The organism is Prauserella shujinwangii (genome assembly GCF_003001955.1).
Lineage (GTDB): Bacteria > Actinomycetota > Actinomycetes > Mycobacteriales > Pseudonocardiaceae > Qaidamihabitans > Qaidamihabitans shujinwangii.
In genome coordinates, this window is record NZ_PVNH01000013.1 from 160710 (window position 1) to 186016 (window position 25307).

The following is a 25307-nucleotide window of genomic DNA, read 5'->3' on the forward strand; positions in this document are numbered from 1 at the left end:
GCGGGGTCGGGCGACGGGTGGGCCGGCCGCGCTCCGGGCACCGCCGGATGAGGGTGGGAAACGGGAGCCCGCGCCGTGCGGTCGCCCCGGTTCCCGTGTGGCCGTCCCGGCCGCGCGGTGTCTCAGAGCCCGGTCAGGCTCAGTGTTCGCTTGCCGGACTTGATGATGTGCTCCCGTTCGGACTCGGAGAGGCCGCCCCAGATCCCGTACGGCTCATGCACCGCGAGCGCGTGAGCACGGCACATCTCCAGCACCGGGCACGAGTGGCAGATCGCCTTCGCCCTGGCCTCTCTCCTGGCTCTCGCCGGGCCGCGTTCGCCGTCCGGGTGGAAGAAGGACGCACTGTCCATCCCCCGGCATGCCCCCTCCAGTTGCCAGTCCCACACATCCGCGTTGGGGCCAGGGAGTCTGCGCGTGTCTGCCATCGTGACCGCCTCCGCCAGCCGGCTCGGAAGCCGGATGTCTGCAGTTGTACTCTGCGACTACTCCATTTGGTGCAACGCGCGTTACGTTAGAAGCGCGCCAATACTTGTTCAAGGAATTCGGATCAATTCAGCCGTTAGACGTCCCCCGGTTGTGTGATCTGTGACACAGCGCTGGCCGTTGCTCCGGTTGCCGTCACCCGGCCGCACCGGAATATTGGGCCGGGTGCGATCCGAGTCCGGCTCAGATCACGCAGCCGGTGCGGTGCCGGCTGTGGTCGGCCCGGTATCGCGGCATCGCCCTGCGGAACCGACGCTGCCCGTGGCCTCCGTCGCGCGGCGGCTGGGCGTCGCACCGTCGACCCTGCGCACCTGGGACCGCCGCTACGGGCTGGGGCCGAGCAGGCACACCGGGGGCAGGCACCGCCGGTACGGCCCCGACGACGTCAGCAGGCTCGAACTGATGCAGCGCGCACTGCTCCGGGGCGCCTCCACCGCCGAGGCGGCGCGCTACGCGCTGGCCCACCTGCCGAAGGGCGCCACCGTCCCCACCGTCCCGCGCGCGGCCGCCGCGGACCCACCGTCCAGGGACAGTGCCGAGCACACCAGGAGGCCCACCGGGCACGCCGAGCTCCGGGGCGGCGTCCCCGAACTGTCCCGCCTCGCGCGCCGGCTCAGCGCGGCCGCGCTCGCGATGGACGCGCCGGCCGTGCAGCGGCTCCTCGCCTCCGCGCTCGCCGCGCACGGCGTACTCGACGTCTGGGAGGCCGTGCTCGGGCCGGTGCTCGACGCCCTCGGCGGCGGGACAGGGGTCGGTCGCGCCGGCGGCGCCGAGGTGCGCCACCTGCTCGCGGAATGCGCCCTCGCCGCCCTCGTCCGCGCGGCCCCCGTGCCCGGTGTCCCGCGCAACCGGCGGCCGATCCTGCTGGCCCGCCCGCCCGAGGAAACCACCGGCCTGCCGGTGTACGCGCTCGCCGCCGCCCTCGCCGAACGTGACCTGGCCACGCAGGCCTTCGGCGCCCCGCTGCCCGGCGAGGTGCTCGCCGTCACCGGGCGCCGCTGCGTGCCCGCGGCCGTGGTGCTGTGGGCGCACCGGCGCAGCGCCGCCGACCCCCGCCTGTTCCACCGGCTCGCCAGGGGCAGGCAGCGCGGCCGCCTGTTCGCCTGCGGTCCCGGCTGGTCCGCCGCCGAGCTGCCACCGCAGGTCGAGCTGCTCGGTGACCTCCGGCACGCGGCCGGCAGGCTGGAGCACGTGGTGGCGGGCGGGCGGCCACAATGAGCCGGTGCCAGCACGGGAAGCGGTCCTGCGCAGGGCGGCCTTCGGCGACGCCCCCGCCCTCGGCGCGCGCGAGCTCGCCCGCGCCGCCACCGCGCGCTGCCGCTGGCTGGCCGCGGTCGTGCTCGGCGGGCAGGGCCGGTACGCCGCCGCCACCACGTTCCTGGAGCCGCTGATCCGGGGCCGCGATCCACTGCACGCCTCGCTCGCCGCGGGCACGCTCGCATCGCACCGGCGGCAGCTCGGCGGCCACGCCGCCGCGCTGCCACTGGACGCAGCCGCCCTCGCCCGCGCCACCGCCGCCGGAGGGCCCGCCGACGACGACGGCGCCGATCCGGCCGGTGCGCTCGCGGACGCGCTGCTCGGGCTCGCCGCCGACAATCTCGCGCTGGGCAGGCTGGGCGTGGCGCGCAGGCTGCTGGCCCGCGCGGCCGAGGTGCCCGCCGGGTGGCGCACGCGGGTCAGGGCAGGCTGGATCGGCGCCGAGCTGGCGCTGGCCTGCGGTGCCGCGGCCGACGCCGTGCCCTTCGCGGAGGAGGCGGCCAGGGTCGCTCGCGAGCGCGGCGCCGCGCGGCACAGCGTGAAGTCCGGCCTCGTGCTCGCCGCCGCGCTGGCGGCCACCGGCGAGCCCGGGGCCCGCGAGCGTGCCGCGGGGCTGGTGGCCACCGCGCGCGCAGCCACGGCGGCGCACGGGCTGGGCTCGCTCGGCTGGCCCGCCGCCGTGCTGTCGGCCGAGCTGGCGGCCGCGGGCAGCGCTGCCGCGCGCCGGCACCGCGCCGCGGTTACTCGCGAGTTGCACGCTCTGTTACCGGCGGCTGACCCTGAGGGCAGGCGGTTGGCGCGCCAGTCGGCGTGGGTCCCGATTTGACGGTGTTGCCTGGGTCACACAGGCTATACCGACATCCGGGCGAGGTCCTTTCCAAAAAAAGCCACCGGATCGTGTCAAGGTGGGACCTAAAGCGTCCGATAGGGGAGATGGAATGTCACCCGGCTGCAGGAAGGAAACCCCGTGACGACGGTCTTGATCTGCGACGACCGACGCAGTGTCCGCGAAGGGCTCACCCGCGTGATGTCTGCCGTTGCCGGAGTCAGTCGCATCGACTGTGTAGCGCACGGTGACGAGTTGCTCGCCAGGTACTCCCGGCAGCCGGTCGACGTCGTGCTCGTGGGCACGCAGCGCGCGGTGCCGACCGGAGTCGAGGCCACGCGCCGCCTGGTGTCCGCCAATCCCCAGGCGAACGTGATCGTCTTCGGCGCCCCCGACGACGCGGGCAGCATCGCGGCGGCCATCGCCGGCGGCGCCCGCGGCTACCTCCGCTGGGACGCCTCCCGGCCCGAACTGGTCGCCGCTCTCGCGCACACGCTCGCGAGCACCTCCGTGCCCGCCCCGCGCCAGCCCTCCGACCCCGGCGTCCAGCTCACCGAGCGCGAGCTGCAGGTGCTGCGCGGCATGAGCCAGGGCAAGAGCAACGGCCAGATAGGGCGGGAGCTGTACCTGTCCGAGGACACGGTCAAGACCCACGCCCGGCGGTTGTTCCGCAAGCTGGGGGTGCGCGACCGCGCGCAGGCCGTCGCGCACGGCTTCCGCCGCGGGCTCGTCTCCTGAGTCCGCCGAGTCCGCTGAGTCCGCGGCACACCGCACACCGGACCTCCCTGCGACCGACGCGGCACGGCACACCCCGGGGCACCGGGGGCCGTGCCGCGTTGTCATGCGGTCGTCATGCGGTCGTCAATGCGATGGGTGACCTTCGGCCGTATCGCTGACGGGTCGTGTGGTTGAAAACTCTATGAGTGCGTTAAAGTGTGGGCTTCCCCGCTAGTTCGTGGGACACGGAACGCGTCAAAGTGACCGTGAGCGAGCATCGGAGGGTGCGGGCGGTACGGTAGGCATCACCGGCGTGAGGGATGGGAAGTCACCACGCCGTCTTCTTTGCACGCCTACACGTAACACCGGGACTGTTGTCTGCGATGGCCAATGTGGGGGATGGACTGGACGAGTCAGTCGCCGCCGCCGTCGAGGGTGAGCCTCAGGCGGTGGAGCGGGTACTGGCCGCCATCCGTCCCCTTGTGGTGCGGTACTGCCGCGCCAGGGTCGGCAGGCAGGAACGGTCGTTCGCCTCGGCGGACGACGTAGCCCAGGAGGTGTGTCTCGCGGTGCTCACGGCATTGCCCTCGTACCGTGACCAGGGGCGCCCCTTCCTGGCCTTCGTCTACGGCATCGCCCAGCACAAGGTGGCCGATGCCCACCGTGCCGCATCCCGCAACCGGGCCGAGCCCGTCGCCGAGGTCCCCGACGAGGCCGAGGTCGGAGTCGGTCCCGAGCAGCGTGCGCTGCAGGGCGAGCTCAACGCGCGCATGTCCCAGTTGCTGCAGGTCCTGCCGGACAAACAACGGGAGATCGTGGTGTTGCGGGTGGTCGTCGGCCTCTCGGCGGAGGAGACCGCCGAGGCCGTCGGGTCGACCCCGGGCGCCGTCCGGGTCGCCCAGCATCGTGCCCTTGCGCGGTTGCGCAAGGTGCTGGCCGCTGAGGAGGTGGTCTGAGTGACGGAACGCGACAGCGGTAACCACGAGCGCGAGCTTGGGGCCGGTATCGACGAGCCGGGGCTCGCTGCGGAGCAGCAGGCCTCATCGGCCGCCGGGGACGTCTCGGCGACGACCGACCTCTCGGCGATCCAGGCCGACGACGCGCTGCTCGACGCGCTGGGCGGCTCGGACCCGCAGCTCGCCGACGAGCTGGGCGACCAGGAGCTGAACTCGCTGCTGCTGGCGTGGCGCCGGGACATCGACAGCGAGCCGATGCCCGAGCTGACCGACACCGACAACGCGCTCGTCACGATCAGGGCGGCCGAGCTCGCCAGGCGCAACGGAGGGCGGCTGCGCCGCAGACGGATGCTGGTGCCCGTGGCCGCCGCGGCGGCGGTGCTCGCCATCGGCTTCACCGGCACGGCCCTCGCCGCGCGCGACGCGCAGCCCGGCGACACGCTGTGGGGCCTGTCCAAGGTGCTCTACTCCGACCACGCCAGATCGGTGGAGGCCGCCGCCTCGGTGCGCACCGAGCTGCAGGAAGCCAGCCTCGCCATCGCGCAGCAGCGGTTCGACGACGCCCGACGCGCGCTGCGGGAGGCGCAGGACGCGCTCGCCCAGGTCGCCGCGGGCGAGGAGCTCGCGCAGCTGCGGGCCCGGCACACGGAGCTGATGGAGCAGCTGGAGCCGGCCCAGCCGGAGCAGCAGCAGTCGGCGACCACCACCCCGGACACCAGCTCGGCGACGGGCTCACCGGCACCGTCGACGTCCTCCGTGCAGCCCGCGCCGGAGATCCCGCCGTCGCAGGCGGACCCCACCACCACGTCGACGCCGACGCCGTCCACCACGACGTCCACGCCCTCGCCGTCCACCAGCACCTCCACCGGCACCGGAACCGGCACCCAGCCGGACGGGGGCGCCCCGCTGGGCGCCTCGGTGGACGACCCGGCCTCCTCGTCGCAGGGCTGACCGGCCCCCCGGACCACGAGAAGGGCGCGTGCCCCAGCGAGGAGCACGCGCCCTTGCGTCGGGTGGCCGCCGCGCCGCGTTCCGCGGGCCGAACGCGGCGGTGTGTGTGCCGGGGGCCGCTAGTAGGCGCTCTCGGTGGCCGTCACCCCGTCAGCGAAACCGCGGCAGTAGTCCCAGCTCACGTAGTTGGCGGGGTCCGGGTCGAAAGCCGGCTCGTGGGGGCGCATGTGGCCGTCGGAGAGGAGCTGCTCCAGGCTGGCCCGCAACAGGTGCCAGTCGTGGTAGTGCGGCTGGTCACACTCTCCGCAGTCGACGACGATGCCACGCACGCCCCTCGGCTCCAGCAGCGCCTGGTACACCGCGAGATCCGACAGGTCGGCGAGCAGCTCGGTGCGCTCCTCGGGGCTGATCGGCTCGCCCTGCGGCTCTTCCAAGGCAGCGATCTCCTTGGCCGGGTCGTTCGGGTCGTCGGCGAACGGGTCTGGGGGCAACACTTCGTGCGGCACGGCCTGCACGGTACCGGGCGGGCCCCCGGGTCCGTCCAGATACCATCGTTAACAGGTCCGCATACCTGCTTTCCGCACTGCCCGCAACCTGCCAGGAAGGTCAGCCGCCTGCCATGACGAGCGAGTTCACCCCCGACCCGGAGAAGTTCGCGATGCTCGGGCTGACCTTCGACGACGTGCTGCTGCTGCCCGCGGAGTCGGACGTGGTGCCCAGCTCGGTCGACACCAGCAGCAAGCTGTCCCGGAACGTCACGCTGAGGATCCCGCTGCTGTCCGCCGCCATGGACACGGTCACCGAGTCGCGCATGGCCATCGCGATGGCCCGGCAGGGCGGCATGGGCGTGCTGCAGCGCAACATGCCGATCGACGAGCAGGCGCAGGCGGTCGAGGTGGTCAAGCGGTCCGAGGCCGGCATGGTCACCGACCCGGTCACCTGCTCGCCGGACGACACGCTCGCCGAGGTGGACACCCTGTGCGCGCGGTTCCGGATCTCGGGCGTGCCCGTCACCGACGCCTCCGGCTGTCTTGTGGGCATCATCACCAACCGCGACATGCGGTTCGAGGTGGACCACAGCAAGCCGGTCCGCGAGGTGATGACCAAGGCGCCGCTCGTGACGGCGCAGGTCGGGGTCACGGCGGACGCCGCGCTGGGGCTGCTGCGCAGGCACAAGATCGAGAAGCTGCCGATCGTCGACGGTGCGGGCAAGCTGCGCGGGCTGATCACCGTCAAGGACTTCGTCAAGACCGAGCAGTACCCGCACGCCACCAAGGATCCCGACGGCAGGCTGCTCGTCGGCGCGGCCGTCGGCGTGGGGCCCGACGGGCACCAGCGGGCGATGGCGCTCGCCGACGCGGGCGTCGACGTGCTCATGGTCGACACCGCGCACGGGCACTCGCGGGCCGTGCTGGACACGGTGTCCACGCTGAAGAAGGAACTCGGCGACACCGTGGACGTCGTCGGCGGCAACGTCGCCACCCGCGCCGGAGCGCAGGCGCTGGTCGACGCGGGCGCCGACGCGGTGAAGGTGGGGGTCGGCCCCGGGTCGATCTGCACCACGCGGGTCGTGGCCGGCGTGGGCGTGCCGCAGATCTCCGCGATCCACGAGGCGGACAAGGCCTGCCGCCCCGCGGGCGTGCCGGTGATCGGCGACGGCGGCATCCAGTACTCCGGCGACATCGTCAAGGCCATCGCGGCGGGCGCGTCCGTCGTGATGCTCGGCAGCCTGCTCGCGGGCACCGCGGAGGCGCCGGGCGACGTGGTGCTCGTCAACGGCAAGCAGTTCAAGACCTACCGCGGCATGGGCTCGCTCGGCGCGATGCAGTCGCGTGGCGAGCACCGGTCCTACTCCAAGGACCGGTACGCCCAGGACGACGTGCTCTCCGAGGACAAGCTCGTCCCGGAGGGCATCGAGGGCCGCATCCCGTTCCGCGGTCCGCTGTCCGGCGTGGTGCACCAGCTGGTCGGCGGGCTGCGCTCGGGCATGGGGTACGCCGGGGCGCGCACGATCGCGGAGCTGCAGCAGGCGCAGCTCGTGCGGATCACCGCGGCGGGGCTCAAGGAGAGCCACCCGCACGACGTCACGATGACCGTCGAGTCGCCGAACTACACCACGCGCTGAGCGCGGTGCCGCGTTCTGCGGGCTAAACGCGCCCCGGGCGCCGCCGCGGGGGACGGCGCAGGACAATGTCCGGGCAGCGGCGAACAGCGGCGAACAGCGGCGAGAAGGGACTTCACGTGCGGGATCTGGTCGAGATCGGCATGGGGCGCACCGCGCGGCGGTCGTACGACCTCGACGACATCGACATCGTGCCGTCGCGGCGGACCCGGTCGTCGAAGGTCGTCTCGACGAGCTGGCAGATCGACGCCTACCGGTTCGACCTGCCGCTCGTCACGCATCCCACCGACGCCATCGTGTCGCCGGCGACCGCGGTGTCGATCGGCAAGCTGGGCGGCCTCGGCGTGCTCAACGCGGAGGGGCTGTGGGCCCGGCACGCCGACGCCGCCAGCGCGCTGGCCAGGATCGCCGAGGCGGCCAAGGACGGCGCCGAGCCCGCGGCGCTGGTCGGCCTGCTGCAGGAGCTGCACTCGGCGCCCATCCGCACCGACCTGCTCACCGAGGCCGTCCGCACGGTCCGCGAGTCCGGCGTGACCGTGGCCGCGAGGGTGAGCCCGCAGCACGCCGCCGAGCTCACGCCGGACCTGCTCGCCGCCGGGGTGGAGGTGCTCGTCGTGCAGGGCACCATCGTGTCCGCCGAGCACGTCGCGCGCGACCTGCCCGAGGCCGACCCTTTGAACCTGAAGGACTTCATCGCCGACCTGGACGTGCCCGTCATCGCGGGCGGCGTCAGCGACTACCGCACGGCCATGCACCTGATGCGCACCGGCGCGGCGGGCGTGATCGTCGGGCACGGCTACAGCCCCGGCGTGACGAGCACCGACCGCGTGCTCGGGATCGGGGTGCCGATGGCCACCGCGATCATCGACGCCGCCGCCGCGCGCCGCGACTACCTCGACGAGACCGGTGGACGGTACGTGCACGTGCTCGCCGACGGCGGGATCAGCTGCAGCGGCGACATCGCGAAGGCCATCGCGTGCGGCGCCGACGCCGTGATGCTCGGGGCGCCGCTGGCCGCGGCCGCCGAGGCACCGGGGCAGGGGCTGTACTGGACGGCCGCCGCCGCGCACCCGTCGCTGCCGCGCTCGCGCGTCGCTCCCGGGCCGGGGCACGGCGTCGAGCTGGAGACCCTGCTGCATGGGCCCTCGTCGGACGCCGAGGGCGTGGTGAACCTGTTCGGCGCCCTGCGCCGCGCGCTCGCCAAGACCGGCTACTCGGACCTGAAGGAGTTCCAGAAGGTCGGCCTGACCGTCCGCGGCTGAGCGCGTTCTGCCCGCGGAACGCGGCGCGCGGCGGGCCTCGTGAGTGCGGAACGTGGTTCTAACCACGCGCAACACTCACGAGCCTGGCGACCCGCGCACCACGACTCCGGGGGTGACCGGGCGGTAACTTACCTCTGGTCAGGAGTTCGCCGGGCGGTTACGCTTTATGTGTGACTGCGCGTAACACCACCACCGGTCAGGACTACGACGTCATCGTGGTCGGTTCCGGCTTCGGCGGCAGCGTCGCCGCCCTGCGGCTGACGGAGAAGGGCTACCGGGTCGCGGTCGTCGAGGCGGGCCGCCGGTTCACCGACGAGGAGTTCGCCAAGACGTCCTGGGACCTGCGCCGGTACCTGTGGGCGCCGCAGGTCGGCTGCTTCGGCATCCAGCGCATCCACATGCTCAAGGACGTCATGATCCTCGCCGGCGCGGGGGTCGGCGGCGGTTCGCTCGTCTACGCCAACACGCTGTACCGGCCGCTCAAGCCGTTCTACACCGACCGCCAGTGGGCGCACATCACCGACTGGGAGGCCGAGCTCGCGCCGCACTACGACCAGGCGAGCCGGATGCTGGGCGTGGTCACCAACCCCACCGTCACCCCCTCCGACGAGGTCATGCGGAAGGTGGCCGCCGACATGGGCGTGGCCGGCAGCTTCCACCCCACCCCGGTCGGGGTGTACTTCGGCAGGCCGGGCGAGCGGGCGGCCGACCCCTACTTCGGCGGCGCCGGGCCGGAGCGCACCGGCTGCACCGAGTGCGGCTCGTGCATGACCGGCTGCCGCGTCGGCGCCAAGAACACGCTGGTCAAGAACTACCTGTACCTCGCGGAGCAGGGTGGCGCGAAGGTCATCCCGATGACCACCGTCACGGCGCTGCGCGAGCGCGGCGACGGCATCTTCGAGGTCGACCTCCGCAAGACCGGCACCCGGTCGCGCCGGTTCACGCACACGCTGACGGCGGGCCAGGTGGTGCTCGCCGCGGGCACCTGGGGCACCCAGCGCCTGCTGCACCGCATGCGGGACACGGGCGCGCTGCCGCGGCTTTCCCCGCGGCTCGGCGAGCTGACCCGGACCAACTCCGAGGCCATCGTCGGCGCCGCGCGCGCCACCGTGGACCCCGACCGCGACTTCAGCCGCGGCGTGGCGATCACCTCGTCGATCCACCCCGACGAGACCACGCACATCGAGCCGGTGCGCTACGGCAAGGGCAGCAACGCGATGAGCCTGCTGCAGACGATCGCCACCGACGGCGCCTCCGAGGTCCCGCGCTGGCGGCAGGCGCTGCGGTTCATGGCCAAGCATCCGGTGCAGACGCTGAAGCTGCTCAACGGCCACCGGTGGAGCGAGCGGACCGTGATCCTGCTGGTGATGCAGAGCCTGGACAACTCCATCACCACCTACACCAGGCGGGGCCTGTTCGGGCGCCGCCGCTACACCTCCAGGCAGGGACACGGCGAGCCGAACCCGACGTTCATCCCCGCGGGGCACCTCGCCAACGAGCTCACCGCCCGGCACATCGGCGGCACCGCGGGCGGCACCTGGGGCGAGATCTTCGACATCCCGCTCACCGCGCACTTCATCGGCGGGGCGCCCATCGCCACCTCGGCCGGTGAGGGCGTGATCGACCCCTACCACCGCGTGTTCGGCTACCCGAACCTGCACGTGGTGGACGGCGCCGCGATCACCGCGAACCTCGGCGTGAACCCGTCGCTCACCATCACCGCGCAGGCCGAGCGGGCGTTCTCGCTGTGGCCGAACCGGGGCCAGCCCGACCCGAGGCCCGCGCAGGACGAGGGCTACCGGCGGCTCGACCCGATCGCGCCCAAGCACCCCGCCGTGCCCGCCGACGCCCCCGCCGCCCTGCGCCTGCCCCTCGTCAGCTGATCGCAGGTCAGGTCCGTTCCGCCGTGACGTCGAGGCGCAGCGTGAGCCGCCTGCCCGTCATGCCCCGCATGGCGGTGATACCGAACTCGTAGCGGTCGACCTCGCACGTCGCGCCCAGCCGGACCCGCCCGCCGTCCGGGTGTGCCGAGTCGATGCGCAGCGCCACCGGCCGGGTGCGGCCGCGCACCGTCAGGTCGCCGTGCAGGGTCCAGTGACCGTCGGCCCGCGCCAGGCCGGTGGAGGCGAACGTGATGTCCGGGTGGGCCTCGGCGTCCAGGTACGTCGCCGAGCGCACCGAGGCGTCCCGCTGCGCGTTGCCCGTGTCCACGCTCGCCGCCGACACGGTCGCCCGCGCCGCCGAGCCGGACACCGGGTCGCCCACCCGGAGGTGGCCTTCGCGGAGCCGGAAGGTGCCGTGGACCGGCGCCAGCCCGAACAGGTGCCGGGTGGTGAAGGAGATCGCGGACCGCTCCGCGTCGATGCGGTACTCCCCCGCGTCCGGGATCCCGACGGTGCCCGCCCCGCCGGGTCGCTGTCCTGCAGTGGCCATGACTCGTCGTCTCGTGTCGTCCGGTGCGCCACGGTGCCAGTCGCGCCGTCCGGCCACATCGGCCGGACGGCGCGGGCGGTTCGACTTTCGTCGCGGTGCGGCCGCCGGGTCAGGGGAGGGGGAGGACGGTGACGCGTTCCTCGGTGAGGTCGCGCATCGCGGCGAGCACGCCCTCGCGGCCCACGCCGGAGCCCTTCACCCCGCCGTAGGGCATCGCGTCCGACCGGAACGACGGCACGTCGCCCACGATCACGCCACCCACCTCCAGCTCGGCCGACGCGCGGAAGGCCAGATCGAGGTCGCGCGTGAACACGCCCGCCTGCAGCCCGTACGCGGAGTCGTCGACGGCGGCGAACGCCGCGTCCGCGTCCTCGGCCACGGAGACCGCGAGCACCGGGCCGAACACCTCCTCGGTCCACACCTTCGCGTCGGCGGGCACGTCCGTGAGCAGTGTCGGCTCCACCGACGTGCCCGCGCGCCCGCCCCCGGCGAGCACCTTCGCCCCCGCCCCGGTGGCCTCGGCGATCCAGGCGGCGATCCGCTCGGCCGCGGCCTCGTCCACCACCGGGCCGACCGACACCTCCAGGTCGTACGGGTCGCCGGTCCGCTGCTCCCGCACCGCCTCGGCCAGCCTGGGCACGAACTCGGCGGCGATCGCGCGCTCGACCACGACCCGCTGCACCGCGATGCACGACTGCCCCGCCTGGTAGTTGCCGAACGTCGCGATCCGCTCGGCCGCGCCGTCGAGGTCCGGCCAGTCGGCGAGCACGACCGCGGCCGCGTTGCCGCCGAGCTCCAGCACCACGTGCTTGCGGGACGCCGCGTCCGCCAGCCGCCAGCCGACCGGCGCGGACCCGGTGAACGAGACGACCGGCAGGCGCGGGTCGGTGACCAGCCGCTCCGTGTCCGCGTTGCCCAGCGGCAGCACCGAGAACGCGCCCTCCGGCAGGCCCGCCTCGGCCAGCAGCTCGCCGAGGATCAGCGCCGACAGCGGGGTCCTCGGTGCGGGTTTGACCACGATCGGGGCGCCGACGGCCAGCGCGGGGGCCACCTTGTGCGCGACCAGGTTCAGCGGGAAGTTGAACGGTGCGATGCCGAGCACGGGGCCCCTCGGCACCCGGCGCACCAGCGCCGACCGGCCCGTGCCCGCCTCCTCCCCGTCGAGGCGCAGCAGCTCGCCCGCGAAACGTCGCGCCTCCTCGGCGGCCAGCCGGAACACGGACACCGCGCGGGTCACCTCGACCTCGGCCCAGCGCAGCGGCTTCCCGCTCTCGGCGGTGATCACCTCGGCCAGTTCCTCCGCGCGCCCGGCCAGTCCCCGGGACACGTGCTCCAGCGCGGCGGCGCGGGCGTGTGCGGGGGTGCGCCGGAACTCGCGGGCCACCCCGGCCGCCGCCGCGACCGCGCGTTCCACCTGGTCGGCGCCCGGCACGGCGACCGTGGCCACCTCGCTGCCGTCGTAGGGATGGCTGACGACGAGGGTGTCCGCGCCCTGCTCGGCGCGGCCCGCGATCCACGCGGGCCTCGGCTCGGGGGTGATCGTGTCCATGCCCGCACCGTAACGGCGACCTGCGAGCACCGCCGGGCAGCTCACCTGGGACGATGGAGGGGAGTTCCGACAAGGCAGGAGGTGCCGGTGGTGGCAGAGGGTCCCGTGCTCGTGGTGGACTTCGGCGCGCAGTACGCGCAGCTGATCGCCCGCCGCGTTCGCGAGGCACAGGTGTACTCGGAGGTCGTGCCGCACACCACCGCCGTCGCCGAGATGCTGGAGCGCAAGCCGTCCGCGATCGTGCTCTCCGGCGGGCCCGCCAGCGTGTACTCCGCGGGCGCGCCGAACGTCGACCCCGCCCTGTTCGACGCCGGGGTGCCGGTGTTCGGCATCTGCTACGGCTTCCAGGCGATGGCGCAGGTGCTCGGCGGCACCGTCGAGCACACCGGTACGCGCGAGTTCGGCCGCACCGACCTGGGCGTCGCGGGGGGCGCGCTGCACGAGGAGCTGCCCGCGCGGCACCCGGTGTGGATGAGCCACGGCGACTGCGTCACCAAGGCCCCCGAGGGCTTCGCCGTCACCGCGAGCAGCGAGGGCGCCCCGGTCGCGGCCTTCGAGGACGTCGAGCGCAGGCTGGCCGGCGTGCAGTACCACCCCGAGGTGGCGCACTCGCCGCACGGCCAGGAGGTGCTGCGCCGGTTCCTGCACGAGATCGCGGGCATCCGTCCGCAGTGGACCACCGCGTCCATCGTGGACGAGCAGGTCGCCGCCATCCGCGAGCAGGTCGGCCAGGGGCACGCCATCTGCGGGCTGTCCGGCGGCGTCGACTCCGCGGTCGCGGCCGCGCTGGTGCAGCAGGCCATCGGCGACCGGCTGACGTGCGTCTTCGTCGACCACGGGCTGCTGCGCGCGGGCGAGCGCACCCAGGTGGAGCGCGACTTCGTCGCCGCGACCGGCGTGAACCTGGTGACGGTCGACGCCCGGGAGCGGTTCCTCGACGCGCTCGCCGGGGTGACCGACCCCGAGGAGAAGCGCAAGATCATCGGCCGCGAGTTCATCCGCGTGTTCGAGCAGGCGGCCCGCGACCTCAAGGCGAAGGGCGACGTCGAGTTCCTCGTCCAGGGCACGCTCTACCCGGACGTCGTGGAGTCCGGCGGCGGCTCCGGCACCTCGAACATCAAGAGCCACCACAACGTCGGCGGGCTCCCCGAGGACCTGCGGTTCGGCCTCGTGGAGCCGCTGCGGCTGCTGTTCAAGGACGAGGTGCGCCGGGTCGGGCTGGAGCTGGGCCTGCCGGAGACGATCGTGCACCGGCAGCCGTTCCCCGGCCCCGGCCTCGGCATCCGCATCATCGGCGAGGTGACGGCCGGGCGGCTGGAGACCCTGCGCGCCGCCGACGCCATCGCCCGTGAGGAGCTGACCGCCGCCGAGCTGGACCGCGACATCTGGCAGTGCCCCGTGGTGCTGCTGGCCGACGTCCGCAGCGTCGGGGTGCAGGGCGACGGGCGCACCTACGGCCACCCGGTGGTGCTGCGGCCGGTGTCCAGCGAGGACGCGATGACCGCCGACTGGACGCGGCTGCCCTACGACGTGCTGGAGCGGATCTCCACGCGCATCACCAACGAGGTCCGCGACGTCAACCGGGTGGTGCTCGACGTGACGAGCAAGCCGCCGGGCACCATCGAATGGGAGTGACCGGCGCCTAGCGGCCCTGGCCGCGGTCGCCGCGCATCGAGGCCGCCAGCATCAGCACGCCGACCAGCACCGCGCCGCCGGCGAGGATCCAGCGCAGGTCCACCCCGGGCAGCCAGGTCTGCCCGTCGGAGAGGATGTAGGCGGACACCAGCAGGGTGGCGAGCCCGGCGATCAGCGTGACCAGGTCGGTGCCGCGCCCGCGCGGGGCGACGGTGGCGGTGTCGTTGTCGTGCTCAGCCACGGTTGACCTCCAGGTTCCCGACCGCGGTGCGGACGTCCAGCGTGATCTTGCGGCCACCCTCGCCGTCGGTGCCGAAGTCGGTGCCGGTGACCGGCTCCGTGCCGATGCCGGACAGCTCGCGGCCGAGGCAGCTGGTGTTGCCCATCGAGCTGTGGCAGGTGTAGGTGACGTCGGCCTCGGGTGGCACGATCACGACGGTGTTGCCCAGGCCGTTGCGGACCGAGGTGCGCACGTCACCGTCGCCGTCGAGCCTGCGCAGGTCGAGCTGGACGTCGCCGGCCGAGCGCTCGTAGACGGGCCGCACGTCGGCCACCGTGCGGGGTGTCTGGTCGAGGTTGCCGACACCGCCGCCGGGGAAGTGGTCGAACGGCGCCGCGGTGAGCAGCAGTCCCGCCACGGACAGTGGCGCGGCCAGCGCGATCAGGCCGCGGCCGCCTCCGGCGAACGACGCGGCGACCATGCCGATGCCGAGCACCCCGAGCACCAGCCCGATCACGTGGGCGGGCGTGAACCACGGCTCGCCTTCGGCCACCAGCGCCGCCCCGACCCCGCCGACCACGAGTGCCACGCCCGCCGTGGCCACGCCCACCTTCGACCGCCGTCGCGGCGGCCGGGGAGCGGGCGGCTCCGGTGGCGCGGGCGGGTCGGGCAGGTCCCAGGCCAGCGGCGCGGCGCCGAGCGGGTCCCACACGGGTGGCTGCCGCGTCCGGTCCGCGGCGTCCGCCGACGCTGCCGGCGCCGCGGGCGCCGCCGACCACGCGGCCGGTGACCACGCGGTGCCGGGCGTCCCGGCGTAGGCCGCCGGCCGCACCGGCGGGGCGGGCCGGTTCAGGTGCCCCCGCGAGCGGTGCAGCAGGTACACGGCGGTGATGACCAGTGCCATCCCGACGAAGCCGCCGCCGTCGAACCAGTTGGCCGAGAACGCCCAGCTCGACATCGGGACGAGCAGCACGCACAGCAGCACGGCGAAACCCTTCGACACCGAGCTGCGCCCCTTGCCGATGAGACTTTCGAACGCCGAGACCTCGTCGTCCTCCTGCGGGAAGAACAGCCAGCCGAACAGGTACACGGACGGGCCGATCCCGCCGAAGATCGTCATGACCACCAGCGCGACCCGCACGATCACCGGGTCGATGCCGTACCGGTTGCCGACGGCCGCGGCGACGCCGGCCAGCTTGCGGCCCCGCAGCGGCCGCCTCGGCCTGCTGATCCAGAAGTCCCGCACGGTCGCCTCGAAGCCGCTCGGCTGTCGCGAGGTGTCGGTCGTACCACTCATGGCATCGAGGATGCGGTGCCCTGAGCGGTCCGCACATCGGGGAACACCCCTGAAATCCGGGGACCGGCGGTCAGGGTGGGGGAGCGGCTCAGGGGTTTCCCTGATGATTCGGGATCGATCCCGTGTGAACATGGATGACGTGCAGGAACAGTCCACGCGGGAGCGGGCGGCGAGCTCGCCCGCCCTCGTGCCCGCCCCCGGGCAGGCGGAGCCGGCCGACCCGGCCGCCTCCGCCCTGGCCGGTACCGCGCCCGGCCGCGACGCGGCCACGCGGGAGGAGGCCGGCCCACCGAAGCTCTACCGCAGGCGCACCGGCCGGACCGTCGCCGGTGTCGCCAGCGGCCTCGCCGACCACCTCGGGGTCAAGGTGCTCTGGGTGCGCGCCGCCTTCGCCGTGCTCGCCGCGTTCGGCGGCGCCGGGCTCGTCGCGTACGGCCTGCTCTGGGTGTTCGTCCCGCAGCAGTCGCGCGAGTCGGCGACCGAGGTGCAGACGCCGAGGGAACGCCAGCAGGCGATCGGGCTGCTCGTCCTCGGCATGGGCCTCACGGTGGCCGGAGGGGCGCTCACCGGGTTGTTCAGCGGCTGGCTCGGGCTCCCCGTCGCCATCGTGCTCGTCGGCGCCGCCGTGGTGTGGCGGGAGGCCGACGAGTCGCAGCGCAGGCGCTGGCGCCAGGGCGCGCGCACCGGCGTGGCCGGAGCCGTCCTCGGCGGGGGCGGCTGGTCGGCGTTCGTCCGCGTGCTCGCGGGCGTGGCGCTGGTGATGACCGGCATCGGCGTGATCGTGCTGCGCGACTCCAGCCTCGCCCAGATCCAGTTCGCGCTGATCGCCGTGCTCGCCACGCTGGTCGGCGTGGCGGTGCTCACCGTGCCGTTCTGGCTGCGCATGGTCCGTGATCTCGGCGAGGAACGGCGCGCGCGCATCCGCACCGAGGAGCGGGCCGAGATCGCCGCGCACCTGCACGACTCCGTGCTGCAGACGCTCGCGCTCATCCAGAAGCAGGCGGAGTCGCCGAGGGAGGTGGCGCGCCTGGCCCGCGGGCAGGAGCGGGAGCTGCGCGGCTGGCTGTACGGGCCGTCCGGTTACGGCAAGCCCGCGGAAGGGGTCACCGAGACGGCGGGCACGCTGTCCCAGGCCATCGCCACCGCATGCGGCGAGGTGGAGGACACCTTCGCCATCTCCGTCCAGCAGGTCGTGGTGGGCGAGGCCGAGCTCGACGAGCCGCTGGTGGCGCTGGTGCAGGCCGCGCGGGAGGCGATCGTCAACGCCGCCAAGCACGCCGACGTCCGCGAGGTGAGCGTGTACGCCGAGGTGGAGCCCGGGTCCGTCACGGTCTTCGTGCGTGACCGGGGCAAGGGCTTCGACCCCGGCGGCGTTCCCGGCGACCGGCATGGCCTCGCGGACTCGATCAGGGGCAGGATGGAGCGCAACGGCGGCACCTGCCGGCTGCGCACCGCGCCCGGTGAGGGCACGGAGGTACAGCTGGAGATGCCGCGCCAGGTCGGCGCCAAATCGGCAGAGGGGGCCACGTGACGGAGACGGAACGGACGCGGGAGCCGGTGCAGGTCTTCCTCGTCGACGACCACGCGCTGTTCCGCGCGGGGGTGCGCGCGGAGCTGGAGTCCATCACCGACCAGGTGCGGGTGGTCGGCGAGGCGGGCTCGGTCGGGGAGGCGGTCGCGGGCATCGCGCGGGTGCGTCCCCAGGTGGTGCTGCTCGACGTGCACATGCCCGACGGCGGTGGCGCGGAGGTGCTCCGCCGGGTCCGGCCGGAGCTGCCGGACGTGGTGTTCCTCGCGCTGTCGGTGTCCGACGCGGCGGAGGACGTGATCGCGGTCATCCGGGCGGGGGCGCGCGGCTACGTCACCAAGACCATCTCGTCGACCGAGCTGGTGCGGGCGATCGTCCGGGTGGCCGACGGCGACGCGGTGTTCTCGCCGCGGCTGGCCGGTTTCGTGCTCGACGCGTTCGCCGACCGTCCGGGCTCGGCGCCGATCAGCGACCCGGAGCTGGACCTGCTCACGCCGCGGGAGCGGGACGTGCTGCGCCTGCTCGCCCGCGGCTACGCCTACAAGGAGATCGCCTCCGAGCTGTTCATCTCGGTGAAGACGGTCGAGACGCACGTGTCCAGCGTGCTGCGCAAGACGCAGCTGTCCAACCGGTACGAGCTGTCCCGCTGGGCCTCCGACCGGCGGCTCGTGTAGGCGGTCGCCCGCCAGGGCCGCCGGCCGGAGGCGCGGGTCACGCGGCCTGCCGCCTGCGGCGCGCGAGCACCAGCGCGGCGGCGCCCGCCAGGAGGACGGCCAGCCCGGCGGCCGACATCGTCACCGCGTTCACGCCCGTGCTCGCCAGCCCTTCGGCGCCGCCACCCGTGGCGTCACGGTCGCCGGGCGCGGGCAGCGGCGGCGCCTCCGTCACCGGGTCGGGCCCGACGTTGCCGGTGTCCGGCTGGTCCGGCCCCGGTTCGATGCGGTGTCCCCAGCCGCTGCGGGGGTACGCGTCGGTGGTGATGGCGACGAACGCGTTGTCCGGGTCGACGACGGACCACGGCCCGAAGGTCTGCAGCCGGTAGAGGCCGACCGGCGCGTCCTCGAAGTCGATCCGGCCGTTCTCCCCGGTGGTCGTGCGCGCCACCACGTCGCCGGTGCCGGGGTCGACGATGCCGACGCGCACGCCCTCGGGGCCCTCGCCGTCGTCCTGCCGCTCGTCGCCGTCCTGGTCGTGGTAGACGTGGCCCCACGACGAGCCTGTCCTGCCGGGGACCTTCGCCTGGGCGAACGCGTCGGGGTAGCCACGTCCGTAGCCGGGGTCCGGCCCGAAGTCGCAGTGGACGAAGACCCGTCCGTGGTCGTCGGCGCTCGCGGGCAGGGTGCCCGAGACCGTCCACGTCCTGGTGGCGCCCGCGGCGATCGTGACCCCCGGGCCGGCGAGGTCGCCCCAGCGGGCGGGATCGTGCCAGCCGCGCAGGTGCGGGCCTTCGCCAGGGCGGTCGCAGGCCGCCTTGACTCCGGTCACGTCGCCGGCGCCGTGGTTGCTGAGCGTCACCCGGAGGTGCGGCTCGTCCCCGGGCCGGTAGGTCTTCTCGGTGAACTCGATCGTCGCGCTCAGCGCCTCCGACAGCGGCCGCGCACCCCTGACGCGCAGGCCGGTGTGCTTTCCGGTGCCGTCGACGCGCAGGTCCGGGACCCTGTCCAGGACCCAGCCGCCCGGAACGCCGCCCGTCGACAGCGAGTAGACCGCGGCGGGGACCTCGGTGAAGGAGAAGCGCCCGTCGCCGCCGGTCGTGGTGCCGAACGCGGTGCCGTCGGGTGCGTACAGGTCGATCCGGACCCCGGCCAGGCCCTCACCCGGGTCGGCGGTGCCGTCGCCGTCGGTGTCGCCGAACACCAGCCCGCCCACGGTGCCTGTCGTGCCCAGCGGCAGCATCGGCACCGGCACCTCGGTGGAGGCGGACTCGCGCGGTTCCGCCACCTCGGCGATCACCCTGATCGCGGGCTCACCGCCGGTCCAGCCGATCGTGCCGGTGGCCTCGAGCACGCGGCTCTCCCCGGCGGGGATGGTGGCGCCGGGCCCGGTCGGTTCGAACTCGCCCCAGGCCTGCCGCGGCGTGGAGAAGGAGAAGTCGTCACCGGGGTTGAAGGCGTAGATGACGACGCCGGTGGCGTCGGCTCCCCCCGCGTTGGTGATGGTGACCGTGAGCGGGACCTCGTCGCCGGGCACGAACGGCCCGTCCGGGACCGAGGCGCTGACCTTCAGCTCCGCCCGCGGTCCGGGGGTGGCGGTCGCGGACGTGGCGGCCGGGGCCGTCGTGGTGGTGCTGGGCGGGCTCGACGGCGGCCCGGGCTCCTGCGCGCTCGCGGCGGTGGCCGGCGGTCCAGCACCGAGGACCAGCGCGGCCGCGAGCGCGCAGGCTCTCCGGAAGCTCGGTGGAAGCACGTGATTCTCCCCTGGTACGCCGCGCGGGTGCGGCCGGAACAAACCGGGCAGAACCTACTCGAACGGGTGGGGCAGTACTGCTTGTGGTGGCTAACCGTTATCGGGCCGCCACGGGTATGTCACCCGTATCGGGCTCGACCGCGGGCATGCGCCTGCGTACCCGGGTCAGCGCCACGCCCGCGAGCACCACGACCATCCCCGCGATGACGCGCGGGTTCAGCTCCTCGCCGAGGAACACCGTTCCGAGCAGCACCGACACCACGGGCAGCAGGTAGCCGACCGCCGACGTGGCCACCGCTCCCTCGGTGGCCAGCAGCCGGTAGTTCAGGGCGAACGCGATGCCTGTCGAGCCCACGCCGAGGATCGTCACCGCGACGATCGCGCCCGCGTCGAGCCGGAGGGGACTGAGCCCGGCCACCGGCACGGCCAGCACCAGGAAGCCGCTCGCGGTGATCATCTGGGCCGCCGCCAGCGCGATCGGGGAGATCCCCAGCCCGGAGAGGTACTTGCCCTCGTAGACCATGACGAAGCCGTAGCTCGCGGCGGCGGCGAGGATCGCGATCGCGCCCCAGCTCAGCAGGTCCGACGACTGCCACGGCGCGAAGATCAGCACGGTGCCCGCGAGGCCGACCAGCAGGCCCGCGGCCCGCGCGCCGGTGAGCCGCCGCTCGGTGCGCCACAGCAGCGCCACGGCGAGCGCCCACAGCGGGGTGGTCGAGTTCAGGATGCCGGTCGTGCCGGAGTCCACGGTCTGCTCGCCGATGGCGAAGAGCAGGAACGGCATGGCGTTGTGGAAGAAGGCCGCGACGGTCAGGTGCAGCCACACGCGCCGGGAGGACGGCAGCCTGCCGCGGTAGGCGTAGCACAGCGCCGTCAGGATCGCCGCGCCCAGCACCAGCCGCGCGAGCACCAGCTGCACGGGGGAGAAGGCGCCCAGCCCGATCTTGATCCAGAAGAAGCTGGAGCCCCACATCAGCGCGAGCGCCCCCAGCAGCGACAACGTTTTCAGTTCGCGCACCGTCCCAGATTGCTCCGGCCCCCCTGTAAGGACAAGCGAAATAACCTGGAGGGTGGTTAAGCTGCGCTGTAAGGTCAGTGGGTGCTCGACGTACGGCGGATGCAGGTGCTGCGCGCGGTGGTCACCAGCGGCTCGATCAGCGCGGCGGCGCGGAACCTGGGGTACACCCCGTCGGCCATCAGCCAGCAACTGTCCGCGCTCGAGCGTGAGGCCGGCCTCGTCCTGCTGGAACGTGTCGGGCGCGGCGTGCGCCCCACGGCGGCGGGCATGCTGCTCTCCGAGCACGCCGAGGCGGTCAGCACCCAGCTGGCCAAGGCGGAGGCGGCGCTGTCCGACCTGCGGGAGGGCCGCACCGGGCGGCTGGCGGTCCGGTACTTCGCGACCGCCGGGGCCGCGCTCGTGCCCCCCGCGGTGGCCACGCTGCGCCGTGAGTACCCGGGTATCCAGGTGGATCTCAAGCTCGTCGAGCCGGACGATCCGCTGCCCGAGGTGGAGTCCGGTGAGGCGGACGTGGCCATCGTCGTGTTTCCCCGGTCGCGGCCGCCTGCCCGCGGGGTCGAGCTGGTACACCTGCTGGACGATCCGTACCGGGCGGTGCTGCCGAAGGGCCACCCGCTCGCCCGCAAGCGCGTGCTCGACCTCGCCGAGCTGGCGGAGGAGACGTTCGTCGGCAACGAGTGGCCGCCGGGCCCGTGCCGGGACGTGATGCTGAACGCGTGCGGCGCCGCCGGGTTCGCACCCAACTTCGTCGTCGAGGCCGAGGACTACCAGACCGCGCAGGGCTTCGTGGCCGCCGGGCTGGGCGTGTCGCTGCTGCCCGAGCTGGCCCTGGGCTCGCCGCACCCCGGCGTGGTGGTGCGCCGCGTCCGGCGCCCGGAGCCGGTGCGCGTGATCCATGCGGCGATCGCCGCGCGGGCCCGCGAGCTGCCCGCCGTGCGCAGCCTGCTGGCCGCGATGCGCCGCTAGCGCCGGAACAGGTCACCACGGCGAGGCGGCACCCGAGGGCACCCGCCGCGCCCGGTCAGCCCGCGGTCCCGATCTTGATGAGCGGCGCGTCGCGGGACAACTCCCGGAACCCGACGCTGTAATACAGTCCGCGTGCCTCGGGATGCCCCGGCGCACCCAGGCAGGCGACCGTCATGTGCGTGGCCCCGGCCGCCCGCGCCAGCCGCATCCCGTGCAGGAGCAACGCCCTGCCCAGTCCCCGTCGCCGGTAGTCCGGGTGCGTCCCGACCGGCTCGAACTCGGCGGTCTTGTTCACCTCGTCGAGCCACATGATCGCCGAGGACGCCATCGTTCCGTCCGGCGCTTCCACCAGGACGTGCAGGTCGCCGCGATACGCCGCCGTCCGCCGGACACCCTGGTAGCTCTCGGCCGTGTACGTCGAGGAGGCCCAGGCGTCCACATGGGCCTGGACCGCGGCTTCCGGCCCGGCCTCGTCGGCGGTGCGGAAACGGAACCCGTCCGGCAGTACCGGCCTTTCCACGTCGGTGAGGTCCCGCTCGTTGAGCTGGGTCCAGGACCCGGTGTCGCCGAGCGCGGCCGGGTCGGTCTCGTAGCCGTGCGCCGCCCATCGCCGCAGGCCGAACTCGTCGGCGGCGCTCGGCCGCACCGTGCGCTCGACGCCGCCCGCCGTGTCGTCGTACCAGGCGATCACCTCGTCCACCAGCCCGGCGTGGCCGGGATCGACCTGGTATGCCAGGTAGGCGCCGGTGATGTCGCGCACCGACCCGTCGCCGCGCCGCACCTGGTGCGGAAGGCGGGCCCAGCCCCACGCCACCAGCTCCCCGCCGGAGAACCACAGCCCGCGCCGCCAGCTCGCGCCGTCCGCGGCATGCCCCTTACCCCAGTTCCAGGCCAGCTCGCCGAACGACGCGTCGCTGTTGACCAGGTCCGGGCGGGTGGCGGTGACCCGCTGCGCCAGGCCCTGCATGAGCTCCATGTCGGCGGCGGTCACGGGCTCGCTGTTCGGCACGGTGTGCCACTCTGTCAGGGCTGCGCCGAACCGTCGAACCGTTTTCCGGGTGGGTGGCCGGTGGCCGCGTGGTCAGGCCAGGACGATTCCGGCGACGGTGGCGGCCACCACGAGCACCGCCACGACCAGCCACGGCGGTACGCGGGGCCGGGTCCGGGTGGGTGTCGGTGCGAGCTGCGGGGCGACGATCCCCGGTGGCCGGGGCAGCAGCGGCACCGTCGGCAGGGCGGGCGCGGTCGGCGGGACGAACCCGTTCCGCCTGCCCTTGGTGATCGCCCGCAACGCCGACACCGTGTCGTTCATGGTGGGCCGCAGGTCCGGCTCGTCCCGGAGCAGCTTCTCCACGGCCGCGGTCAGCGCCCCGCTGTGCCGCGGCACGGCCAGGTCGCCCCGGCCGTCGTCGCCGCGGGGCGGCATGCCCTCGACGGCGGCGAAGAGGGTCGCGCCGAGCGAGTACGCGTCGGCCGCGGGGGTCGCGGGTTCGCCGCGCAGCACCTCGGGTGCCTGGTAGGCGGGATCGGGCGCCGCGCCGGAGATGCCGATGTCGGTGATCTTGACGCCGCCGTCGTCGGCGAGCAGCACGTTGCCCGGCTCGATCACCCGGTGCGGCACACCGAGCGCGTGGGCCACCGACAGTGCGGAACCGAGTTGCAGCCCGAGGAACGCCGCCTGCTCCGGGGTCAGCGTGCCGTGCTCGGCGAGGAAGTCGGTCATGTTGCGGGAGGGCACGTACTCCATGACGAGCCAGACGTCCTGGCCGTCGCGGAAGACGTCGTACACGGTGATCGCGTTCGGATGCGTCACCCGCATCGCGGCGCGGCCCTCGCCCAGTGCCGCCTCCCTCGCCCGTTCGGCACTCGCCGGATCCAGCCCGGGCCGGAGGTAGAGGCGTTTGATCGCGACGGTCCGGTGCAGGAGCGTGTCGAGGGCCATCCACACGATTCCGGCGTGGCCCCGGCCGATCGGCATGTCCAGCCGGTACCGGCCGCCGACGACGGCACCTTCAGCGTCCTTCACGCCACCTCTTGTACCCCTGCCACGGTCAAACCGGCATCAACCCCGGACGGAAAGTCGCTTACGACGTCGGGGTGCCGGACGTCGTCGGCTGTTGCTGCGTGGTCGTTGTCGGCTCCGGTTCCGATGTCGTCGTCTTCGTCGGCTCCGGCTCGGGTTCCGGCTCCGGTTCCTGCGTCGGCTCGGGTTCCGGCTCGGGCTGGGCTGGCGGGACGTACCGCGAGGAGCTGGACTCCTCGGTGTCGACCGGCCGCACGGGCTCGTCGACGACCTCGGAGGTGGTCGACGGCACCGTCGTGGTGGTCAGCTGGGTGCTCGACGACGAGCCCACCGGCTGCTGCCGGTTGGGGTCGCCCTCCTCGGCGTCGCCGCCCGAGTGCCCGTTGGACAGCCAGATCGCGAACGCGGCCAGGCCCAGCACGACGACGCTGCCCGCGGCGGCGGGCAGCTTCCAGCCGGAGCGCTTCGCGGGTTCCTCGGGCGGCGGCTCGTCGTCGTAGCCGTCGTAGCCGTCGTAGTCGCCGTCCGCGTAGTCGTCGGGGGACTCGTAGCCGCCGTGGTCGGCGTAGGCGCCCGCCGGGACGGCGCGGGTGGCGTGCGGGCCTCGGCTGTCGTAGTCGTCGGGCGGGTAGCCGGCGACGGCGGTCTCGTAGTCGTCCTCACCCGCGGAGCCGTAGTACGGCTCGCCCGGGTCGAGGGTGCCCGAGTGGCCGGCGGGCACGTCGTCCGCCGCGAGCGCGGCGCCCGCCCCCGCCGCGGCGCCCAGCCCCGCGGCGGGGGCGAACCGGGTGGCGTCCTCGACGGGGCCGCCCAGGGGCGTCTCCCCCCTGGCGACGGCGGCCAGCAGCTGCTCGCTCTGTTCGGCGGTGGGGCGGTGCCGGACGTCGGGATGCAGCAGCACCGCCAGCACGCTGGCCAGCGGACCGGACTGCCGCGGCGGGTTGATCTGCCCGGCGGCGACGGCGTGCAGCAGGCTGAGGGTGTTCTCGCTCAGGCCGAACGGCGGCTGCCCCTCGGTGGCGGCGTAGAGGGTGGAGCCGAGTGAGAAGACGTCCGACTCGGGCCCCGGGTCGCCGCCGATCGCCACCTCGGGCGCGAGGTAGGCGGGGGTGCCGGCGATCATCCCGGTCTTGGTGACCGTGACGTCGTCCTTGGCGCGGGAGATGCCGAAGTCGGTGATCTTCACGAGCCCGTTGGGCGCCAGCAGGATGTTGCCCGGCTTGATGTCGCGGTGGACGATGCCGACGGCGTGCGCCTCCTTGAGCGCGGAGGCGACCTGCGCACCGATGCGGGCGACCTCGATCGGGTCCAGCGTGCCCTGGTTCTGCAGCACCTGCGCGAGACTCGTCGACTCGAGGTACTCCATGATCAGGCACGGCTGCCCGTTGTCGTCGGTGACGACGTCGAAGACGCTGATCGCGTTCGGGTGATGCAGCCGGGCGGCGATGCGGCCCTCGCGCATGGTGCGCTGCCGCGCGTCCTCGGCTTCGTTCCCGTCCAGCCCCGGCTGCAGGAGCAGCTGCTTGATGGCGACGGTGCGGTGCAGTACCTCGTCCTGTGCCTGCCAGACGGCGCCCATGGCGCCGGTACCCAGCCGCCGCACGATGCGGTACCGGCCGGCGACCAGGCGACCCTCGTCGCTCACGGGACCTCCTTCG

At 73.8% G+C, this 25307-nt stretch carries 23 protein-coding genes; 12 read left to right on the plus strand and 11 right to left on the minus strand.

All coding sequences use genetic code 11. The features are described from left to right. Positions 1 to 122: 122 nt before the first annotated feature. Positions 123 to 425 (minus strand): WhiB family transcriptional regulator, encoded by a 303-nt coding sequence (locus tag B0I33_RS27695; protein WP_181193469.1) that lies wholly within the window; start codon positions 423 to 425, stop codon positions 123 to 125. 319 nt (positions 426 to 744) lie between these two features. Here B0I33_RS27695 and B0I33_RS27700 point away from each other — a divergent pair, with 319 nt between their 5' ends. The 5 genes from B0I33_RS27700 (at position 745) to B0I33_RS27720 (ending at position 5190) form a co-directional block, all read left to right on the plus strand. Further along, positions 745 to 1701 carry a MerR family transcriptional regulator gene (locus B0I33_RS27700; RefSeq protein ID WP_106182010.1) on the plus strand — a complete coding sequence of 319 codons (957 nt, stop codon included), beginning with the start codon at positions 745 to 747 and terminating at the stop codon, positions 1699 to 1701. 4 nt (positions 1702 to 1705) lie between these two features. Beyond that, a complete protein-coding gene (locus tag B0I33_RS27705; protein WP_106182081.1) occupies positions 1706 to 2566 on the plus strand; it encodes a hypothetical protein in 861 nt (286 codons plus the stop codon). A gap of 141 nt (positions 2567 to 2707) precedes the next feature. Continuing rightward, positions 2708 to 3304: a response regulator transcription factor gene (locus tag B0I33_RS27710; protein WP_106182012.1), complete on the plus strand. Its 597-nt coding sequence runs from the start codon at positions 2708 to 2710 to the stop codon at positions 3302 to 3304. Positions 3305 to 3666: 362 nt separating this feature from the next. After that, positions 3667 to 4239, plus strand: coding sequence for a sigma-70 family RNA polymerase sigma factor (locus tag B0I33_RS27715; RefSeq protein WP_106182014.1), 573 nt, complete (start codon positions 3667 to 3669; stop codon positions 4237 to 4239). After that, on the plus strand, positions 4240 to 5190 hold the full coding sequence (locus B0I33_RS27720) for an anti-sigma-D factor RsdA (RefSeq protein WP_106182015.1): 951 nt from the start codon (positions 4240 to 4242) through the stop codon (positions 5188 to 5190). It begins immediately after the preceding gene. Positions 5191 to 5309: 119 nt separating this feature from the next. Here B0I33_RS27720 and B0I33_RS27725 read toward each other — a convergent pair whose 3' ends face one another. Next, complete coding sequence (locus tag B0I33_RS27725; protein ID WP_181193470.1) at positions 5310 to 5705, minus strand: DUF5319 domain-containing protein; 396 nt, start codon at positions 5703 to 5705, stop codon at positions 5310 to 5312. 104 nt (positions 5706 to 5809) lie between these two features. Here B0I33_RS27725 and guaB point away from each other — a divergent pair, with 104 nt between their 5' ends. From guaB to B0I33_RS27740, 3 genes are all read left to right on the plus strand, one after another. Beyond that, positions 5810 to 7315, plus strand: coding sequence for an IMP dehydrogenase (gene guaB / locus B0I33_RS27730; protein WP_106182019.1), 1506 nt, complete (start codon positions 5810 to 5812; stop codon positions 7313 to 7315). A 116-nt stretch (positions 7316 to 7431) separates the two neighbouring features. Beyond that, entirely contained in the window at positions 7432 to 8574 is a 1143-nt protein-coding gene (locus B0I33_RS27735) for a GuaB3 family IMP dehydrogenase-related protein (protein ID WP_106182020.1), read from the plus strand. Between the two features lie 170 nt (positions 8575 to 8744). Next, entirely contained in the window at positions 8745 to 10457 is a 1713-nt protein-coding gene (locus B0I33_RS27740) for an FAD-dependent oxidoreductase (protein ID WP_106182022.1), read from the plus strand. Between the two features lie 7 nt (positions 10458 to 10464). Here B0I33_RS27740 and B0I33_RS27745 read toward each other — a convergent pair whose 3' ends face one another. Then, complete coding sequence (locus B0I33_RS27745) at positions 10465 to 11007, minus strand: YceI family protein (protein ID WP_106182023.1); 543 nt, start codon at positions 11005 to 11007, stop codon at positions 10465 to 10467. Positions 11008 to 11116: 109 nt separating this feature from the next. After that, entirely contained in the window at positions 11117 to 12556 is a 1440-nt protein-coding gene (locus tag B0I33_RS27750) for an aldehyde dehydrogenase family protein (protein ID WP_106182025.1), read from the minus strand. 90 nt (positions 12557 to 12646) lie between these two features. Between B0I33_RS27750 and guaA the strand changes: the two genes are divergently transcribed. Continuing rightward, positions 12647 to 14191, plus strand: a complete 1545-nt coding sequence (guaA, locus tag B0I33_RS27755) for a glutamine-hydrolyzing GMP synthase (RefSeq protein ID WP_106182083.1) — start codon at positions 12647 to 12649, stop codon at positions 14189 to 14191. 7 nt (positions 14192 to 14198) lie between these two features. On the opposite strand, the gene B0I33_RS27760 is transcribed toward guaA, so the two are convergent. Both B0I33_RS27760 and B0I33_RS27765 read right to left on the minus strand, forming a co-directional pair. Then, on the minus strand, positions 14199 to 14432 hold the full coding sequence (locus B0I33_RS27760) for a hypothetical protein (protein ID WP_106182026.1): 234 nt from the start codon (positions 14430 to 14432) through the stop codon (positions 14199 to 14201). Next, positions 14425 to 15708, minus strand: coding sequence for a PspC domain-containing protein (locus tag B0I33_RS27765; RefSeq protein ID WP_106182028.1), 1284 nt, complete (start codon positions 15706 to 15708; stop codon positions 14425 to 14427). Before B0I33_RS27765 ends, B0I33_RS27760 begins: the two co-directional genes overlap by 8 nt. Before the next feature lie 130 nt (positions 15709 to 15838). Here B0I33_RS27765 and B0I33_RS27770 point away from each other — a divergent pair, with 130 nt between their 5' ends. Then, positions 15839 to 17239, plus strand: a complete 1401-nt coding sequence (locus tag B0I33_RS27770; RefSeq protein WP_106182084.1) for an ATP-binding protein — start codon at positions 15839 to 15841, stop codon at positions 17237 to 17239. After that, on the plus strand, positions 17236 to 17910 hold the full coding sequence (locus B0I33_RS27775; protein ID WP_106182030.1) for a response regulator: 675 nt from the start codon (positions 17236 to 17238) through the stop codon (positions 17908 to 17910). The genes B0I33_RS27770 and B0I33_RS27775 overlap by 4 nt, the downstream gene beginning before the upstream one ends. Before the next feature lie 37 nt (positions 17911 to 17947). Here the strand turns inward: B0I33_RS27775 and B0I33_RS27780 are convergent, their stop codons facing one another. Together B0I33_RS27780 and B0I33_RS27790 are read right to left on the minus strand one after the other, a co-directional pair. Next, positions 17948 to 19642 (minus strand): SdrD B-like domain-containing protein, encoded by a 1695-nt coding sequence (locus tag B0I33_RS27780; protein WP_146147570.1) that lies wholly within the window; start codon positions 19640 to 19642, stop codon positions 17948 to 17950. A gap of 97 nt (positions 19643 to 19739) precedes the next feature. Continuing rightward, positions 19740 to 20660 (minus strand): DMT family transporter, encoded by a 921-nt coding sequence (locus tag B0I33_RS27790; RefSeq protein ID WP_106182035.1) that lies wholly within the window; start codon positions 20658 to 20660, stop codon positions 19740 to 19742. An 81-nt stretch (positions 20661 to 20741) separates the two neighbouring features. On the opposite strand from B0I33_RS27790, the gene B0I33_RS27795 reads away from it, so the two are divergent. After that, positions 20742 to 21626, plus strand: coding sequence for a LysR family transcriptional regulator (locus B0I33_RS27795; protein ID WP_106182036.1), 885 nt, complete (start codon positions 20742 to 20744; stop codon positions 21624 to 21626). Between the two features lie 55 nt (positions 21627 to 21681). On the opposite strand, the gene B0I33_RS27800 is transcribed toward B0I33_RS27795, so the two are convergent. The 3 genes from B0I33_RS27800 to B0I33_RS27810 form a co-directional block, all read right to left on the minus strand. After that, positions 21682 to 22635, minus strand: a complete 954-nt coding sequence (locus tag B0I33_RS27800; RefSeq protein WP_181193471.1) for a GNAT family N-acetyltransferase — start codon at positions 22633 to 22635, stop codon at positions 21682 to 21684. A 72-nt stretch (positions 22636 to 22707) separates the two neighbouring features. Continuing rightward, positions 22708 to 23652, minus strand: coding sequence for a serine/threonine-protein kinase (locus B0I33_RS27805; RefSeq protein WP_106182038.1), 945 nt, complete (start codon positions 23650 to 23652; stop codon positions 22708 to 22710). A 58-nt stretch (positions 23653 to 23710) separates the two neighbouring features. After that, entirely contained in the window at positions 23711 to 25294 is a 1584-nt protein-coding gene (locus B0I33_RS27810) for a serine/threonine-protein kinase (protein WP_106182040.1), read from the minus strand. Positions 25295 to 25307: the final 13 nt, after the last annotated feature.

Bases quoted from the DNA above. Each gene is read 5' to 3' on its own strand.
- B0I33_RS27765 (WP_106182028.1), bottom strand. From the start codon at position 15,708: ATGAGTGGTACGACCGACACCTCGCGACAGCCGAGCGGCTTCGAGGCG.
- B0I33_RS27770 (WP_106182084.1), top strand. From the start codon at position 15,839: ATGGATGACGTGCAGGAACAGTCCACGCGGGAGCGGGCGGCGAGCTCG.
- guaB (WP_106182019.1), top strand. From the start codon at position 5,810: ATGACGAGCGAGTTCACCCCCGACCCGGAGAAGTTCGCGATGCTCGGG.
- B0I33_RS27695 (WP_181193469.1), bottom strand. From the start codon at position 425: ATGGCAGACACGCGCAGACTCCCTGGCCCCAACGCGGATGTGTGGGAC.
- B0I33_RS27745 (WP_106182023.1), bottom strand. From the start codon at position 11,007: ATGGCCACTGCAGGACAGCGACCCGGCGGGGCGGGCACCGTCGGGATC.
- B0I33_RS27750 (WP_106182025.1), bottom strand. From the start codon at position 12,556: ATGGACACGATCACCCCCGAGCCGAGGCCCGCGTGGATCGCGGGCCGC.
- B0I33_RS27715 (WP_106182014.1), top strand. From the start codon at position 3,667: ATGGCCAATGTGGGGGATGGACTGGACGAGTCAGTCGCCGCCGCCGTC.